The organism is Streptomyces carpinensis (assembly GCF_002154505.1).
Classification (GTDB): domain Bacteria; phylum Actinomycetota; class Actinomycetes; order Streptomycetales; family Streptomycetaceae; genus Streptomyces; species Streptomyces carpinensis.
The window spans coordinates 46,327-59,975 of sequence record NZ_MUBM01000167.1; the positions used below are offsets into that span (position 1 = coordinate 46,327).

The 13,649-nt window shown below is 72.3% G+C and carries 12 protein-coding genes and 2 pseudogenes; 3 read left to right on the forward strand and 11 right to left on the reverse strand.

Annotation, left to right across the window (positions count from 1 at the left end; all coding sequences use genetic code 11):
- Nucleotides 1–8: 8 nt before the first annotated feature.
- The 5 genes and pseudogenes from BZY54_RS22365 to BZY54_RS53425 form a co-directional block, all read right to left on the reverse strand.
- Nucleotides 9–251 (reverse strand): hypothetical protein, encoded by a 243-nt coding sequence (locus BZY54_RS22365; protein ID WP_030179380.1) that lies wholly within the window; start codon nt 249–251, stop codon nt 9–11.
- Nucleotides 248–1,750, reverse strand: a complete 1,503-nt coding sequence (gene gatA, locus BZY54_RS22370; protein WP_086727121.1) for an Asp-tRNA(Asn)/Glu-tRNA(Gln) amidotransferase subunit GatA — start codon at nt 1,748–1,750, stop codon at nt 248–250. The genes BZY54_RS22365 and gatA overlap by 4 nt, the downstream gene beginning before the upstream one ends.
- A 5-nt stretch (nt 1,751–1,755) precedes the next feature.
- Complete coding sequence (gene gatC, locus BZY54_RS22375) at nt 1,756–2,052, reverse strand: Asp-tRNA(Asn)/Glu-tRNA(Gln) amidotransferase subunit GatC (protein WP_006130840.1); 297 nt, start codon at nt 2,050–2,052, stop codon at nt 1,756–1,758.
- A 180-nt stretch (nt 2,053–2,232) separates the two neighbouring features.
- Nucleotides 2,233–2,727, reverse strand: coding sequence for a cupin domain-containing protein (locus BZY54_RS22380; protein ID WP_086727122.1), 495 nt, complete (start codon nt 2,725–2,727; stop codon nt 2,233–2,235).
- A 26-nt stretch (nt 2,728–2,753) separates the two neighbouring features.
- Nucleotides 2,754–3,115, reverse strand: a pseudogene (locus BZY54_RS53425) (DUF4267 domain-containing protein).
- Nucleotides 3,116–3,212: 97 nt separating this feature from the next.
- Here BZY54_RS53425 and BZY54_RS22390 point away from each other — a divergent pair.
- Nucleotides 3,213–3,798 (forward strand): annotated as a pseudogene (locus BZY54_RS22390) (TetR-like C-terminal domain-containing protein).
- 98 nt (nt 3,799–3,896) lie between these two features.
- Here BZY54_RS22390 and BZY54_RS22395 read toward each other — a convergent pair.
- The 5 genes from BZY54_RS22395 to BZY54_RS22415 all read right to left on the reverse strand — a co-directional run bounded on the left by BZY54_RS22395 (nt 3,897) and on the right by BZY54_RS22415 (nt 10,931).
- Nucleotides 3,897–6,167 (reverse strand): putative bifunctional diguanylate cyclase/phosphodiesterase, encoded by a 2,271-nt coding sequence (locus BZY54_RS22395; protein ID WP_086727123.1) that lies wholly within the window; start codon nt 6,165–6,167, stop codon nt 3,897–3,899.
- A 260-nt stretch (nt 6,168–6,427) separates the two neighbouring features.
- Nucleotides 6,428–8,623 carry an NAD-dependent DNA ligase LigA gene (gene ligA / locus BZY54_RS22400; RefSeq protein ID WP_086727124.1) on the reverse strand — a complete coding sequence of 732 codons (2,196 nt, stop codon included), beginning with the start codon at nt 8,621–8,623 and terminating at the stop codon, nt 6,428–6,430.
- A 15-nt stretch (nt 8,624–8,638) separates the two neighbouring features.
- A complete protein-coding gene (locus BZY54_RS22405; RefSeq protein WP_086727125.1) occupies nt 8,639–9,646 on the reverse strand; it encodes a methionine synthase in 1,008 nt (335 codons plus the stop codon).
- 31 nt (nt 9,647–9,677) lie between these two features.
- The gene (locus tag BZY54_RS22410) at nt 9,678–10,376 is read right to left on the reverse strand and encodes an SDR family oxidoreductase (protein WP_086727126.1); all 699 of its coding nucleotides are present in this window, start codon (nt 10,374–10,376) and stop codon (nt 9,678–9,680) included.
- A gap of 15 nt (nt 10,377–10,391) precedes the next feature.
- On the reverse strand, nt 10,392–10,931 hold the full coding sequence (locus tag BZY54_RS22415; protein WP_086727127.1) for an LOG family protein: 540 nt from the start codon (nt 10,929–10,931) through the stop codon (nt 10,392–10,394).
- Nucleotides 10,932–10,982: 51 nt separating this feature from the next.
- Here BZY54_RS22415 and BZY54_RS22420 point away from each other — a divergent pair, with 51 nt between their 5' ends.
- Together BZY54_RS22420 and BZY54_RS22425 are read left to right on the forward strand one after the other, a co-directional pair.
- Nucleotides 10,983–11,306, forward strand: coding sequence for a DUF427 domain-containing protein (locus BZY54_RS22420; RefSeq protein ID WP_086727128.1), 324 nt, complete (start codon nt 10,983–10,985; stop codon nt 11,304–11,306).
- A gap of 187 nt (nt 11,307–11,493) precedes the next feature.
- Nucleotides 11,494–12,273 carry an alpha/beta fold hydrolase gene (locus tag BZY54_RS22425; RefSeq protein WP_086727131.1) on the forward strand — a complete coding sequence of 260 codons (780 nt, stop codon included), beginning with the start codon at nt 11,494–11,496 and terminating at the stop codon, nt 12,271–12,273.
- A 106-nt stretch (nt 12,274–12,379) separates the two neighbouring features.
- Here the strand turns inward: BZY54_RS22425 and mnmA are convergent, their stop codons facing one another.
- Nucleotides 12,380–13,510: a tRNA 2-thiouridine(34) synthase MnmA gene (gene mnmA / locus BZY54_RS22430; RefSeq protein WP_086727129.1), complete on the reverse strand. Its 1,131-nt coding sequence runs from the start codon at nt 13,508–13,510 to the stop codon at nt 12,380–12,382.
- Nucleotides 13,511–13,649 lie beyond the last annotated feature (139 nt).

The following is a 13,649-nucleotide window of genomic DNA, read 5'->3' on the forward strand; positions in this document are numbered from 1 at the left end:
CTTCCCTCTCAGCCCAGCAGGACGTCGTCGTCGCCCAGCCGCTTCAGCTCGCGATAGAGGATGGCGAGGCCGGTGACGACGCCGGCAGCGGTCACCACGGCGTCGATCAACCGCAGGGTGTCGCTCTCGGCGCGGGCCTTCTTGATCTGCTTGGCGACACCGATCGCGCCGAACGCGGTGGTGGCCATCGACAGGTACGTACCGGACTTGGACTTCTTGAAGCCCTTGGCCTTGGACAGTGCCTTGCTCACAGCGACGGAGCCTCCTCCAGCAGCGGGTGCCCCCACTTTTCCACGAAGGCGGCCTCGACGGCGGCGCCGACCTTGTAGAGGCGGTCATCCTTCATCACCGGGGCGATGATCTGCAGGCCCACCGGGAGGTTGTCCTCCGGGGCGAGACCGCACGGCAGGGACATGGCCGCGTTGCCCGCCAGGTTGGTGGGGATGGTGCAGAGGTCGGCCAGGTACATCGCCATCGGGTCGTCGGCGCGCTCGCCGATCGCGAAGGCGGTGGTCGGGGTCGTCGGGGAGACGATCACGTCGACCCGCTCGAACGCCTCGTCGAAGTCCCGCTTGATCAGGGTGCGGACCTTCTGGGCGCTGCCGTAGTACGCGTCGTAATAGCCGGAGCTCAGGGCGTACGTACCGAGCATGATGCGGCGCTTGACCTCCGGGCCGAAGCCCGCCTCACGGGTGAGGGAGGTGACCTCCTCCGCGGAGTGGCCGCCGTCGTCGCCCGTGCGCAGGCCGTAGCGCAGGCCGTCGAAGCGGGCCAGGTTGGAGGAGCACTCGGACGGTGCGATCAGGTAGTACGCCGACAGCGCCAGGTCGAAGGACGGGCAGTCCAGCTCGACGATCTCCGCGCCCAGCTCCTTGAGCACCTCGACGGCCTCGTCGAACCGCTGGATGACGCCGGCCTGGTAGCCCTCGCCGCGGAACTGCCTGACGACGCCCACGCGCATGCCCTGGACGCTGCCGTTGCGGGCCGCCTCGACGACCGGCGGGACCGGCTCGTCGATGGAGGTGGAGTCGAGCGGGTCGTGCCCGGCGATCACCTCGTGCAGCAGCGCGGCGTCCAGGACCGTACGGGCGCAGGGCCCACCCTGGTCCAGGGAGGACGAGAACGCCACCATGCCGAAGCGGGAGACCGCGCCGTAGGTCGGCTTCACGCCGACCGTGCCGGTCACGGCGGCCGGCTGGCGGATGGAGCCGCCGGTGTCGGTGCCGATGGCGAGCGGCGCCTGGAAGGAGGCGAGCGCGGCGGAGGAGCCGCCGCCGGAGCCGCCGGGGATCTTGGTGAGGTCCCAGGGGTTGCCGGTGGGGCCGAAGGCGCTGTTCTCGGTGGAGGACCCCATGGCGAACTCGTCCATGTTGGTCTTGCCGAGGATGACGACGTCGGCGGCCTTCAGCCGCTTGGTGAGGGTCGCGTCGTACGGCGGGATCCAGCCCTCGAGGATCTTCGAGCCGACGGTTGTGGGCACGCCCTCGGTGGTGAAGATGTCCTTCAGCGCGAGCGGCACGCCCGCCAGCGGACCGAGCTTCTCGCCGCGCGCCCGCTTCTCGTCGACGGCGCGGGCCTGCGCGAGGGCGCCCTCGCGGTCCACGTGCAGGAAGGCGTGCACCTTCTCGTCGACGGCCTCGATCCGGGCCAGGTGGGCCTCGGTGACCTCGACGGCGGTGAGCTCGCCGGAGGCGATCTTCTCGGCGGTCTCGGCGGCGGTGAGCCGGATGATGCTGTTGATGTCCGTCATGGCTCTCACTCCTCACCCAGGATCTGCGGCACCTTGAAACGCTGCTGCTCCTGGGCCGGGGCGCCGGACAGCGCCTGCTCGGGGGTGAGCGACGGACGGACCTCGTCCGCGCGCATGACGTTGGTCAGCGGCAGCGGGTGGGAGGTCGGCGGTACGTCTTGGTCGGCGACCTCACTGACGCGGGCCACCGCGCCGATGATGTCGTCCAGCTGTCCCGCGAAGTGGTCGAGCTCTTCGGGCTTCAGCTCCAGACGCGCCAGCCGGGCGAGGTGGGCGACCTCCTCGCGCGTGATGCCAGGCATGCAGCGTTCCTCTGGGGTGAGTGTGTGTGGTTTGGGCCGGGGCCTGTCGTCACATTCCCGTCGTCCGCCCGAAGGGCAGGCGGGAATGTGACGACAGGTCCCAATCCTATGGGGCGGGGGGCAGTGGGCGTGAAACGGTTTCCCCCGGCCGACCGGCCTCTGTCGGTCGGCCGGGGCGGCTCAGCCGCGGCGGGTCTCCCAGGCCGTGCTCTTCAGGAAGTGGTTGTCGTAGAGATCCTGCACTTCGAGGATGCTCTCCGGGGTGACCTCGCCGAGGCGGATGCGCTGGAGGTGGCGGAAGTACTCGAAGCGCTCCACGCCCGGGGTGATGACGATGAGGATGTCGGCCGCGGTGCCGGGCGCGGCGGCGAAGGCGTGCGGCCGGCCCGGCGGGACGACGACGAGGTCGCCGCGCTCGGCGGTGACCACGTCGTCTCCGGAGAGCAGCTCGGCTGCGCCGTCCAGCATGAAGAACATCTCGGCGGAGTTGTCGTGCCAGTGCGGGTGGGCCCCGTCGGCGCCCTCGGTGAGGGTGACGCGCACGGTGGACAGCGCGCCTCCCGTGGCGCTGCTGTCGGCCAGCAGCTTGACGGCGACGGGGGCACCGCCCACCACCTCGGCCTCGGCCTCGCGGACGATCACGGACTCTTCGAACTTCGGTACGAACAGCGACATGGACGTTCTCCCCCTGTGTGGTTCGGTCAGACCGCGAAGAGCAGTCCGGCACTGATCAGTACAACGATCGCGGTGGCGAAGTGGATCCCGAACGCGACCGCCTTCGCCCCGCCGTGACGCAGGACTATCAGAGTGTCGGCGAGCGAGTGCCACGCAGACCATGAACCAGGCCTCGGCACGGGCACCGTCGAAGGCCAGCAGGACCAGGCCCAGCAGCCCGAAGGTGCCGTCCCTGAGGCCCTTGATCGACAGATAGGCGCCCGCGTCGCCACGGGGGTCGGCCGGGACGCCGTAGCCGGCCGCGGCCGGGCCGGAACAGGAACCGGTAGCCGAGGAACACGCAGAACAGGTCAAGCAGCACGGCCAGGGTGTACGCGGTGACGGTCATCTCGCTCCCCCTCATCGCCGGATATCTAGCATCGCTAGGAACAAGAGCGAGGATCTCGGAGCATCGACAGAAGCACTAGCGACGCCAGAATTCCGCCATGACGATCCAGAAGCGCCGGGAGCGCGAACGAGCGGAACGCGAGCGGCTGATCGTGACGGCCGCACGGGAGCCGGCGGAGACGGAGGCTGGAACGCGGTCACCACGCGCCGGCCGGCCGCCGAGATCGAGTACCGCCGGCCGGTCCTCTACAGCCGCTTCAACGGCAAGGGCGCGATCACGGCGGCGGTCGCGGTGAGGGCAGCGCGGAGCCGGCGGCCGAGATGCGCAAGACACGCACGGCGGCCGGCGAAGCCCGGGAGGCGCCGGCGGCCGTCGGGGAGGCGTACACCGCCTTCGCCCGGCAACGGCCCGCGCTCTACGACGCGATGTTCACACACCCGGTGGACCTGCCGTTCGCGACGCCGGAGGCCCCCGCCGCACTGCAGGAGGCGTTCGGCGAACTGGCCCGGGCCGTCGAGCCGGTCACGGTCGAGGGCGACGGCCCCGGACTGCTCACGGAGACTTTCTGGGCCGGGCTGCACGGCCTGGTGACCCTGATGCGCAGCGGCCGGCTGCCGGAGGAGGCCCACGAGCGCCGGCTCGCGCTGCTGATCGGTCACTTCATGCCGCACGGCACGGCATGAACCGGGCGAGCCTGGCCCGACGTCAGAGCCGGCGGCCGGGCGGCCTGTTCACCGACCCGGCGAGCCGGGCCCGCCCCCGGAACGGGCGGGCGGCCGGTTCACTCGTCGGACGCCGCCGCGGGCAGCGCGGCGGCGGGCCGCACCCAGCCGCGCGATCCGCGCGCCCGCAGCCACGCCGTGGTCTCCTCGGCCGGCATCGCCGCCGCTACCAGCCAGCCCTGCACGGCGTCGCAGCCCAGGTCCCGCAGCCGCTCCCAGGTCTCGTCGTCCTCGACGCCCTCCGCCACCACGAGCAGCCCGAGGGAGTGGGCGAGATCGACCGTGCAGCGCACGATCTCGGCGTCCTCGGTGTCCACCGCCAGCCGGGCCACGAACGAACGGTCGATCTTCAGCTCGCTCACCGGCAGCCTGCGCAGGTGCACCAGCGAGGAGTAGCCGGTGCCGAAGTCGTCCAACGACATCTTCACGCCGTGCGCGGTCAGTGCGGCCAGCGTGTCGGCGGCCCGCTGGGGGTCCTCCAGCAGCACGTGCTCGGTGATCTCCAACTGCAGCGCACCCGCCGGGACGCCGTGCCGGGCCAGCCGGGCGGCGACCGAGCCGGCGAAGCCCGGGGTGTGCACGTCGCGGGGGGAGACGTTGACCGCGACCGGGACGAACAGGCCCTGGGCGCGCCACCTCGCGACCTGCCCGAGGGCGGTCTCCAGCACGTACTCCGTCAGATGGGGCATCAGCCCCGAGGACTCGGCGATCGCTATGAACTCGTCCGGCGGGACCTTGCCGCGCTCCGGGTGCACCCAGCGCACCAGCGCCTCCAGGCCGGCCACCTGGCCGTCGAAGCGGACCTTGGGCTGGTAGTGCAGCTGGACCTCGTGGGCGTCCAGGGCCCGGCGCAGATCGCCGAGCAGCCCGAGCCGGTCGGGGGTGTTGGAGTCCCGCTTGGACTCGTAGGCCTCCACGCCCGTACGGTCGCGCTTGGCCTGGTACATCGCCACGTCCGCGCGGCGCAGCATGCCCTCGGCGTCCAGGGCGTGGTCGGGGAAGACGGCGACACCGGCGCTCGCCTCCAGGACGAGGGTGAGCCCGTCGAGGTCGAGCGGCGAGCTGAGGGTGGTGACCAGGCCGCGCGCGATGCGGGTGGCGGACGTCGTGGAGTCGGCCACGGGCAGTAACACGGCGAACTCGTCCCCGCCGAGCCGCGCGGCCTCCGCCCCGCGCGGCAGGGCCTGGCGCAGCCGGTCGGCGATCTGCAGCAGCAGTCGGTCACCGGCGAGATGACCGAGCGTGTCGTTGACCGAACGGAAGCGGTCGAGGTCGATCAGCATCAGGGCGGCCCGGGCGCCCATGCGCTCGGCGTCGTCGAGGGCGGTCCAGATGCGCTCCAGGAGCCACTGCCGGTTGGGCAGCCCGGTCAGCGGGTCGCGCAGCTGCTCCTCGGCCCGGGCGCGGGCTATCCAGAGGGTGAAGTCCACGGCGATGAGCGGGATGGAGAACAGCGGCAGCAGCACGGGTTCGGCGTCGGCGACGACGCAGACCAGCGGGGCGATGCCGAGCAGGGCGACGGCGACCAGGCCCTGTCTGACCAGGGCGGTCCGGGCGACGGTGGGCAGTCCGTCGGCGGGCGGGGAGTGCAGGTACCACAGCAGGACGCGGGTGACCGCGAGGTAGACAGCGGCGGCCAGCACCACCTCGGGGACGGTGTACGCGCTCCAGGTGCCCGGGTCCCAGGGCCGCTCGACGTCGGGGACGCGGCCGAAGGCGCCGAGGACGAGGGCGGCCATGCCGATGCCGAGGATGTCCACCGCGCCGTGCAGCACGCCGGGCCGCCAGCCGTGGCGCCTGGCTATGCCGACCAGGACGACGACGGTCAGGCTCACCATGCCCGCGGGCACCCAGCCGTAGAGCAGGAGCACGGCGAGGGTGAGTGCGGTGCCGGAACCCGTGCCGCCCCACCAGCGGGAGCGGCCGAGCATGACCAGGTGGCCGACGATGATCCCGGTGAGCACGGCCAGGGACCAGCCGGCCGTGCCGGACGGGAAGAGCGCGTGGCCGCCCGCGAACGCCCGGCAGAAGCCGGCGCCGAGGACGAGCCCGGCCGCCGCGACGACGCCCGCGGGCAGGTGCCGCAGTGCCGGGTGCCGTGCGGGTCCCGTGCCCGGCCCGCCCGGCCCGGCGGGCGGGTCACCGGCCGGCTGTGCGCGGACGCGGATCTCCGCCGCCGTGTACTGTCCGGCAGGGCTTGCGGTGTGCCCCGCACGCCCTGGATGCTTCTGGGCGCCCGAACGCTCCCCCGTCCGCCCCAGGCACCCGCGCCATACGCCGGTCACCCGGCGCAGCCGTGAGTGCGGGGCGGCGCTCTCGGTCGGTTCCATTCCCGTCCCTCTCACAGCCGGCGGTGCCCGCGCCACGCGGCCCGATGCCCGACGTTCCCGGGTGGCACCGCGCTGGAAAACCCTTCCACGCACTCGTTGAGGAGCACGGGGATGCCCCGACCGCAGCTGGGCACGGCAGGCGCACCCCTCAACAGTAGGACGCGGAAGGCTTCCACGGGCAGCGGTCGTCGACGGTTGCCCGAATACGCCCCGGCCACCCGTATGCATCTGATATGCGCAGAACGCGTGGCCTTCAACCGCTACTCGCCGGTCGGGAGGGCGACTTCGGCCGCCGCGTCCGGCCCCTGCTCCAACAGGACGCCGAAACCGTCCTCGTTCAGAACCGGCACCTTCAGCTGCATCGCCTTGTCGTACTTCGAGCCGGGGTTGTCACCCACGACGACGAAGGACGTCTTCTTCGACACCGAACCGGTCACCTTGGCGCCCCTGCTCTGCAACGCCTCCTTGGCGCCGTCCCGGGTGAACTGCTCGAGGGTGCCGGTGACCACGACCGTCAGGCCCTCGAGCGGGCGCGGGCCTTCGTCCTCGCCGGTGCCCTGGTCCTCCAGCGGAACTCCGGCGGCCCTCCACTTGCGCACGATCTCGCGGTGCCAGTCCTCGGCGAACCACTCCTTGAGGGCGGCGGCGATGATCGGGCCGACCCCGTCGATGCGCGCCAGTTCCTCCTCGCTCGCCTGCTCGATGCGGTCGATGGAACGGAACTCGCGCGCCAGCGCCTGGGCCGCCACCGGTCCGACATGGCGGATGGAAAGCCCGTTCAGGAACCGGGCCAGCGGACGGTCCTTGGCCGCCTCGATGTTCTGCAGCAGCGCCAAGGTGTTCTTCTTCGGCTCGCCCTTCTGGTTGGCGAAGACCGTGACGACCTTCTCCTCGCCCGTCTTCGGGTCCCGCTTGGGCAGACCGCTGTCCTGGTCGAGGACGTAGGCCTTGATGGGCAGCAGCTTCTCCACGCTGAGGTCGAACAGGTCGCCCTCGTCGACGAGCGGCGGGTCCGCCGGCTCCAGCGGGCGGGTGAGCGCGGCGGCGGCCACCTCGCCGAAGTGCTCGATGTCCAGGCACTCCCGGCCCGCGAGGTAGGAGACCCGCTCCCGCAACTGGGCCGGGCAGGTACGGGCGTTGGGGCAGCGCAGGTCGATGTCGCCCTCCTTCATGGCCCGCAGCGGCGTACCGCACTCGGGGCACTCGGCGGGCATCACGAACTCCCGTTCGCTGCCGTCGCGCAGGTCGACGACCGGGCCGAGGATCTCCGGGATGACGTCACCGGCCTTGCGCAGCACCACGGTGTCGCCGATGAGGACGCCCTTGGCCTTGACGACGTCCTGGTTGTGCAGCGTGGCGAACTCCACCTCGGAACCGGCCACGGTGACCGGTTCCACTTGCGCGTACGGAGTGACACGGCCGGTGCGTCCGACTCCGACCTTGATGTCGATCAGCTTGGTGTTGACCTCTTCCGGCGCGTACTTGTAGGCGATCGCCCAACGGGGCGCACGTGCCGTGGAGCCGAGCCGGCCCTGCAGACGGATCTCGTCGAGCTTGACGACCACTCCGTCGATCTCGTGCTCCACCGAATGCCGGTGCTCGCCGTAGTACGCGATGAACTCGCGGACGCCCTCGAGGCCGTCGACCACCCTGTTGTGCCGGGAGGTGGGCAGGCCCCAGCCGTGCAGCAGCTCGTAGCCCTGGGACAGGCGCGTGAGCCCCTTGTAGCCCTCCAGGGCGCCGATGCCGTGGACGACCATGTGCAAAGGGCGGGTGGCGGTGACGCGCGGGTCCTTCTGGCGCAGCGAACCAGCCGCCGCGTTGCGCGGGTTGGCGAAGGGCTTGTCGCCGGCCTCGACCAGGCGGGCGTTGAGCTCCTCGAACTTCTCCATCGGGAAGTAGACCTCGCCGCGGATCTCCACGAGGTCCGGGACGCGGTCGCCCTTCAGCCGGTCCGGGATCTCCGCGATCGTGCGGACGTTGGGGGTGATGTCCTCGCCGGTGCGGCCGTCGCCGCGGGTGGCCGCGCGGGTGAGACGGCCGTGCTCGTAGGTGAGGTTGACGGCGAGGCCGTCGACCTTGAGCTCGCACAGGAAGTGGTACTCCTGCTCGCCCAGCTCGCGGGCGATCCGGTCCACCCAGGCGGCGAGGTCCTCGTCGTTGAAGGTGTTGTCGAGCGAGAGCATCCGCTCGCGGTGCTCGACCGCCGTGAACTCCGTCGCGTACGACCCGGCGACCTTCTGGGTCGGGGAGTCGGGCGTGCGCAGCTCCGGATACCGCTCCTCCAGCTCCTCCACGGAGCGCAGGAGCCGGTCGAACTCGGCGTCGCTGATGACGGGAGCGTCCTTGACGTAGTACCGGAAGCGGTGCTCCTCGACCTGGTCCGCGAGCTGCGCGTGCTGCTCCCGTGCCTCGGCGGGCACCGCTGTCTCCGCTTGCTGCTTGTCGCCGGCCACCGTGTTGTCCTCCCGTTACTCAGGGTTGTCCGCGAGGGATCTCGCCGCCCGGACGCAGTGGGCGAGCGCCTGGCGTGCGTACGCGGGGGAAGCGCCCGCGAGGCCGCATGCCGGGGTGACCGTGACCGCGTCCGGGAGGAGTTCCGGTCGCAGCCCCAGCCTGCGCCACAGCGTTCTGACACCCATGACGCTACCGGCAGGGTCTGACAACGGGCCGTCCGTGGCCGGCACGACACCGGCGAAGAGCCGGGTGCCGGCTTCCACGGCCTCCCCGATCGTCTCCTCGTCACGCTCGGTGAGGAGCGAGAAGTCGAGGGAGACCGCCGCGGCGCCCGCCCGGCGCAGCAGGGCGAGCGGCACGTCGGGGGCGCAGGAGTGGACCACGACGGGCCCCTCGGTGTGCACGCCGAGGACGTCGCGGAGCGTGGCCTCGACGACCTGCCGGTCCACGGCCCGGTGGGTGCGGTAGCCGCTGGCGGTCCGCACCTGCCCGCGCAGCACGGCGGTCAGGGAGGGCTCGTCGAGCTGGAGCACGAGCCGCGCCCCCGGCACCCGCCGCCCGGCCTCGGCCAGATGCAGCCGCAGCCCCTCGGCGAGCGAGGCGGCCAGGTCCCGGCAGGCGCCGGGATCGGACAGGGCCGCCTCGCCGTTCCTCAGTTCGAGGTTGGCGGCGAGCGTCCAGGGCCCCACCGCCTGCACCTTCAGCGGTCCCTCGTACCCCTGGGTGAACTCCTCCAGGGCGTCGAGGTCCTCCCCCAGCCAGGACCGCGCCCGCTTGGTGTCCCGTCCCGGCCGGTCGCCGATCCTCCACCCGCTGGGCTCCACGCGCGCGTACAGCTCGACGAGCATCCCGGCCGTCCGCCCGATCATGTCGGCGCCGGGCCCCCTGGCGGGCAGCTCGGGGAGGAAGGGGAAGTCCTCGAAGGTACCGGTGACGGTCTTGACGGCCTCGCGGGCGTCGCCACCGGGCATCGACCCGACCCCGGTGGCGGCACCGAACCTGAACTGGCTGTTCTCGCTCACCAGGGCAGCCTACGGAACAGCCCGGCCGGGGTCAGCGTCCCGGTCGCACCGTAAGGTCGTTGACCTCCGCGTCCCTCGGGAGGTCGAGGGCCATCACGATGGTCGTCGCGACCGACTCCGGGTCGATCCACCGGGACGGGTCGTACTCCTTGCCCTCCTGGCGGTGGACCTTGGCCTGCATGGGGCTGGCGGTGCGGCCCGGGTAGACGGAGGTGACCCGGACGCCGTTCTCGTGCTCCTCCTGCCGCAGGGAGTCGGCCAGCGCCTTCAGGCCGTGCTTGGAGGCGGCGTACGCGGCCCAGTCGGCATTGGCGTTCAGGCCCGCGCCCGAGTTCACGAACAGCACATGGCCGCGCGAGGCGCGCAGCTGGGGCAGGAAGTGGCGGGTCAGCTCCGCCGGGGCGACGAGGTTGACGTCGAGCTGGTGGCGCCAGGCCTTGGGGGTCAGCTCGCCGACCGGGCCGAGGTCGACCACGCCCGCGACGTGCAGCAGCGAGTCGACCCGGTCGGGGAGCGACTGGTGCGAGAAGGCCCAGCTCAGCCGGTCGGGGTCGGCCAGGTCGCCGACCAGGGTCCTCGCCCCGGGGAACCGGGACGCCAGCTCCTTGGCCCGGCCCGCGTCGCGCGCGTGCAGCACGAGTTCGTCCCCGCGCGCGTGCAGACGGCGCGCGACGGCCGCGCCGATGCCGGAACCGGCCCCGGTGATCACATGTGTAGCCATGCCCGCCATGCTCGCACCCGAGGCTCAGCGGCCGCTCAGCGACTCCTCCAGATACGCGAGCGCCCCCGCGGGCTCGTCGGCGAAGAACACCAGCTCGCTCAGCGGCCGCGGCAGGAACCCCTCCTCCTCCATGCGGCGGAACTGCTCGCGCAGGCCGTCGTAGAAGCCCGCCGTGTTCAGCAGCACCACGGGCTTCTCGGTCCGGCCGTGCTTCTTCAGCTCCAGGATCTCGGTGGCCTCGTCGAGCGTCCCGGTGCCGCCCACCATGATCACCACCGCGTCGGCCTTCTCCAGGAGCAGCTTCTTGCGCTCGGCGAGGTCCCGCGCGATCACCATCTCGTCGGCGCCGGGCCGTGCCTTGGACGCCAGGAAGTCCACCGACACGCCGATGAGCCGGCCGCCCGCCTCCTCCACTCCGTCCGCGACGACCTTCATCAGCCCGCTGTCGGACCCGCCCCACACCAGGCTGTGCCCGCCCTTGCCGAGCAGCCGGGCGAAGTCGCGGGCGGGACGGGTGTAGCGGTCGTCGAGGTCGGCGGCGGAGAGGAAGACGCAGATGTTCATGCGCTCAACGGTACGCGGGAAGAACCGGCGGCCCGAAAGCGCTGTCCCGTCATGGGCAAAGGACACACGATCACCATCGAGAAGGGCACGCAGCGCGTGCGCGTCGTCCACGACGGTCAGGTGCTCGCGGAGAGCGACCGGCCCCTGCTGCTGCGCGAGACCGGCGCCCCCGTGCGCTACTACCTCCCCGCCGAGGACGTCCGCCTCGACCTGCTGACCCCTTCCGAAACGCACACCCACTGCCCGTTCAAGGGCACGGCGTCGTACTGGTCCGTCCCGGGCGCGCAGGACCTGGTGTGGTCCTACCCCGAGCCGAAGCCGGACGTCACCGAGATCAAGGACCACCTCTGCTTCTACGACGTCGAGGTGCTCTGACCGCTTCCCTCCCGACAGGAGGCGATTCCCGGCTCCGCCCGCCTCCTGGGGCAGCGCTCCAGGAGGCCCTACCCGGGCCGTAAGGGCACTCCTCGCCCCCGGGCGGCGGGATGCGATTGCTCCCCGCCCGAGACCGGGTGGCCCGATGAACCCGACAAGTTCGCTGTCGCGTGGCATCTTCACAGGCATGGACAAGAAGACCATCTCGCGTGACGGCACCTCCCTCGCCTACCACCGCACCGGACAGGGGCCGGTGGTCGTCCTCGTCAGCGGCGCCATGTCAACGGGCGCCACGGTCGCGCCGCTGGCGGCGGCGCTCTCGGACCGCTTCAGCACGGTCGTGTACGACCGGCGGGGGCGCGGCGAGAGCGGGGACACGATGCCGTACGCGGTGGAGCGCGAGGTGGAGGACCTCGCGGCCGTGCTGGACGCGGTGGGCGGCGACGCGGCGCTCTACGGGATCTCCTCGGGCGGCGCGCTGGCGCTCCGGGCGGCGGCGAGCGGGCTGCCGGTCCGCCGGTTGGCCGTGTACGAGCCGCCGTTCGACGTGCGGGAGGGCCGCGAGCAGGAGCGCGCCGCGTACTCGGACGCCCTGACGAGCGCGCTCGCGCAGGGCCGGCGCGGTGATGCGGTGGAGCTGTTCCTGCGCGTCACCGGTCTGGCCGAGCAGATGATCGTGAGCGCCCGCGAGTCGCCCATGTGGCCGGGCCTGGAGGCCGTCGCCCCCACGCTGGCGTACGACGACGCCGTGATGGGCGACGGCCTGGTCCCCCGCGATCTGCTGGCCTCGATCGGCGTGCCGGTCCTGGCCGTCGCGGGCGGCGCGAGCCCGGACCGGATGCGCGAGGCGGCCCGGCAGGTGGCACAGGCCGCCCCCGAGGGGACGTACCGCGTCCTCGAGGGCCAGACCCATGCGGTGGAGCCGGAGATGCTGGCGCCGGTGCTGGCGGAGTTCTACGGCGCGTGAGACGCCGTGGACACCGGTGGGGACGGGTGAGGTGGCCACCGGGGGACTCGGGGGCGCCGCCCGGACGCCGTGCGCGCCGCCCCGGGCGCCGGGCGCGTGGGCGGGGTCACGCCACGCCGGCCGTCGCCCGCCGTGTCGTCGCGATGGTCGCCGAGCCCACCACGCGGGTGCCGTCGTACAGCACGATCGCCTGGCCGGGTGCGACACCGCGGACCGGCTCGGCGAAGGTCACGCGCAGCTCGCCGTCGACCGGCTCCGCCGTGACCTCGGTCTCGCCGCCGTGGGCGCGGAGCTGGGCGGTGTAGGTGCCGGGGCCGGTCGGGGCCGTGCCGCACCAGCGGGGCTTGATCGCGGTGAGGCCGCTGACGTCCAGCGCCGAGGCCGGGCCGACCGTCACGGTGTTGGTCACCGGGGAGATGTCCAGGACGTAGCGGGGCTTGCCGTCGGGGGCCGGGGTGCCGATCCGCAGGCCCTTGCGCTGGCCGATGGTGAAGCCGTACGCGCCCTCGTGACTGCCCACCTTGGCGCCGGACTCGTCGACGATGTCGCCCTCCGCCTTGCCCAGCCGCCTGGCGAGGAAGCCCTGGGTGTCGCCGTCGGCGATGAAGCAGATGTCGTGCGAGTCGGGCTTCCTGGCGACGGCCAGGCCCCGGCGCTCCGCCTCCGCGCGGATCTCGTCCTTGGTGGTGACCGTGTCCCCGAGCGGGAAGAGCGCGTGCGCGAGCTGCTTGTCGTCGAGGACGCCGAGGACGTACGACTGGTCCTTGGCCATGTCGGAGGCGCGGTGCAGCTCGCGCGTGCCGTCCTCGCGCACGATCACCTTCGCGTAGTGGCCGGTGCACACCGCGTCGAAGCCGAGGGCCAGCGCCTTGTCCAGGAGCGCGGCGAACTTGATCTTCTCGTTGCAGCGCAGGCACGGGTTGGGGGTGCGGCCGGCCTCGTACTCGGCGACGAAGTCCTCGACCACGTCCTCGCGGAAGCGGTCGGCGAGGTCCCAGACGTAGAACGGGATGCCGATGACGTCGGCGGCACGGCGGGCGTCGCGCGAGTCCTCGATCGTGCAGCAGCCCCGCGCGCCCGTGCGGAAGGACTGCGGGTTCGCGGAGAGCGCGAGGTGTACGCCGGTGACGTCGTGGCCGGCTTCCGCGGCACGCGCGGCGGCGACGGCGGAGTCGACCCCGCCCGACATGGCGGCGAGGACGCGGAGGGGACGGGAGCGCTGCGGGGTGTCAGTCATAGCCCTTTCAGGGTACGGGGGCGCGGGAACCGGGACCGCCGGATATCCGTTGGAGAGCGCGTGGGGGCGAGGAACGGTGGCGGGGAACGACGGCCGACGCGGCGGGCGCTGCTCGTCGGCGGGGCCGTGGCGGTGGTCG

Coding starts and splice junctions, on each gene's coding strand:
- gatA (WP_086727121.1), bottom strand. CDS start 1,750: ATGACGGACATCAACAGCATCATCCGGCTCACCGCCGCCGAGACCGCC.
- gatC (WP_006130840.1), bottom strand. CDS start 2,052: ATGCCTGGCATCACGCGCGAGGAGGTCGCCCACCTCGCCCGGCTGGCG.
- BZY54_RS22380 (WP_086727122.1), bottom strand. CDS start 2,727: ATGTCGCTGTTCGTACCGAAGTTCGAAGAGTCCGTGATCGTCCGCGAG.
- BZY54_RS22395 (WP_086727123.1), bottom strand. CDS start 6,167: ATGGAACCGACCGAGAGCGCCGCCCCGCACTCACGGCTGCGCCGGGTG.
- BZY54_RS22410 (WP_086727126.1), bottom strand. CDS start 10,376: ATGGCGGGCATGGCTACACATGTGATCACCGGGGCCGGTTCCGGCATC.
- BZY54_RS22415 (WP_086727127.1), bottom strand. CDS start 10,931: ATGAACATCTGCGTCTTCCTCTCCGCCGCCGACCTCGACGACCGCTAC.
- BZY54_RS22420 (WP_086727128.1), top strand. CDS start 10,983: ATGGGCAAAGGACACACGATCACCATCGAGAAGGGCACGCAGCGCGTG.
- BZY54_RS22425 (WP_086727131.1), top strand. CDS start 11,494: ATGGACAAGAAGACCATCTCGCGTGACGGCACCTCCCTCGCCTACCAC.
- mnmA (WP_086727129.1), bottom strand. CDS start 13,510: ATGACTGACACCCCGCAGCGCTCCCGTCCCCTCCGCGTCCTCGCCGCC.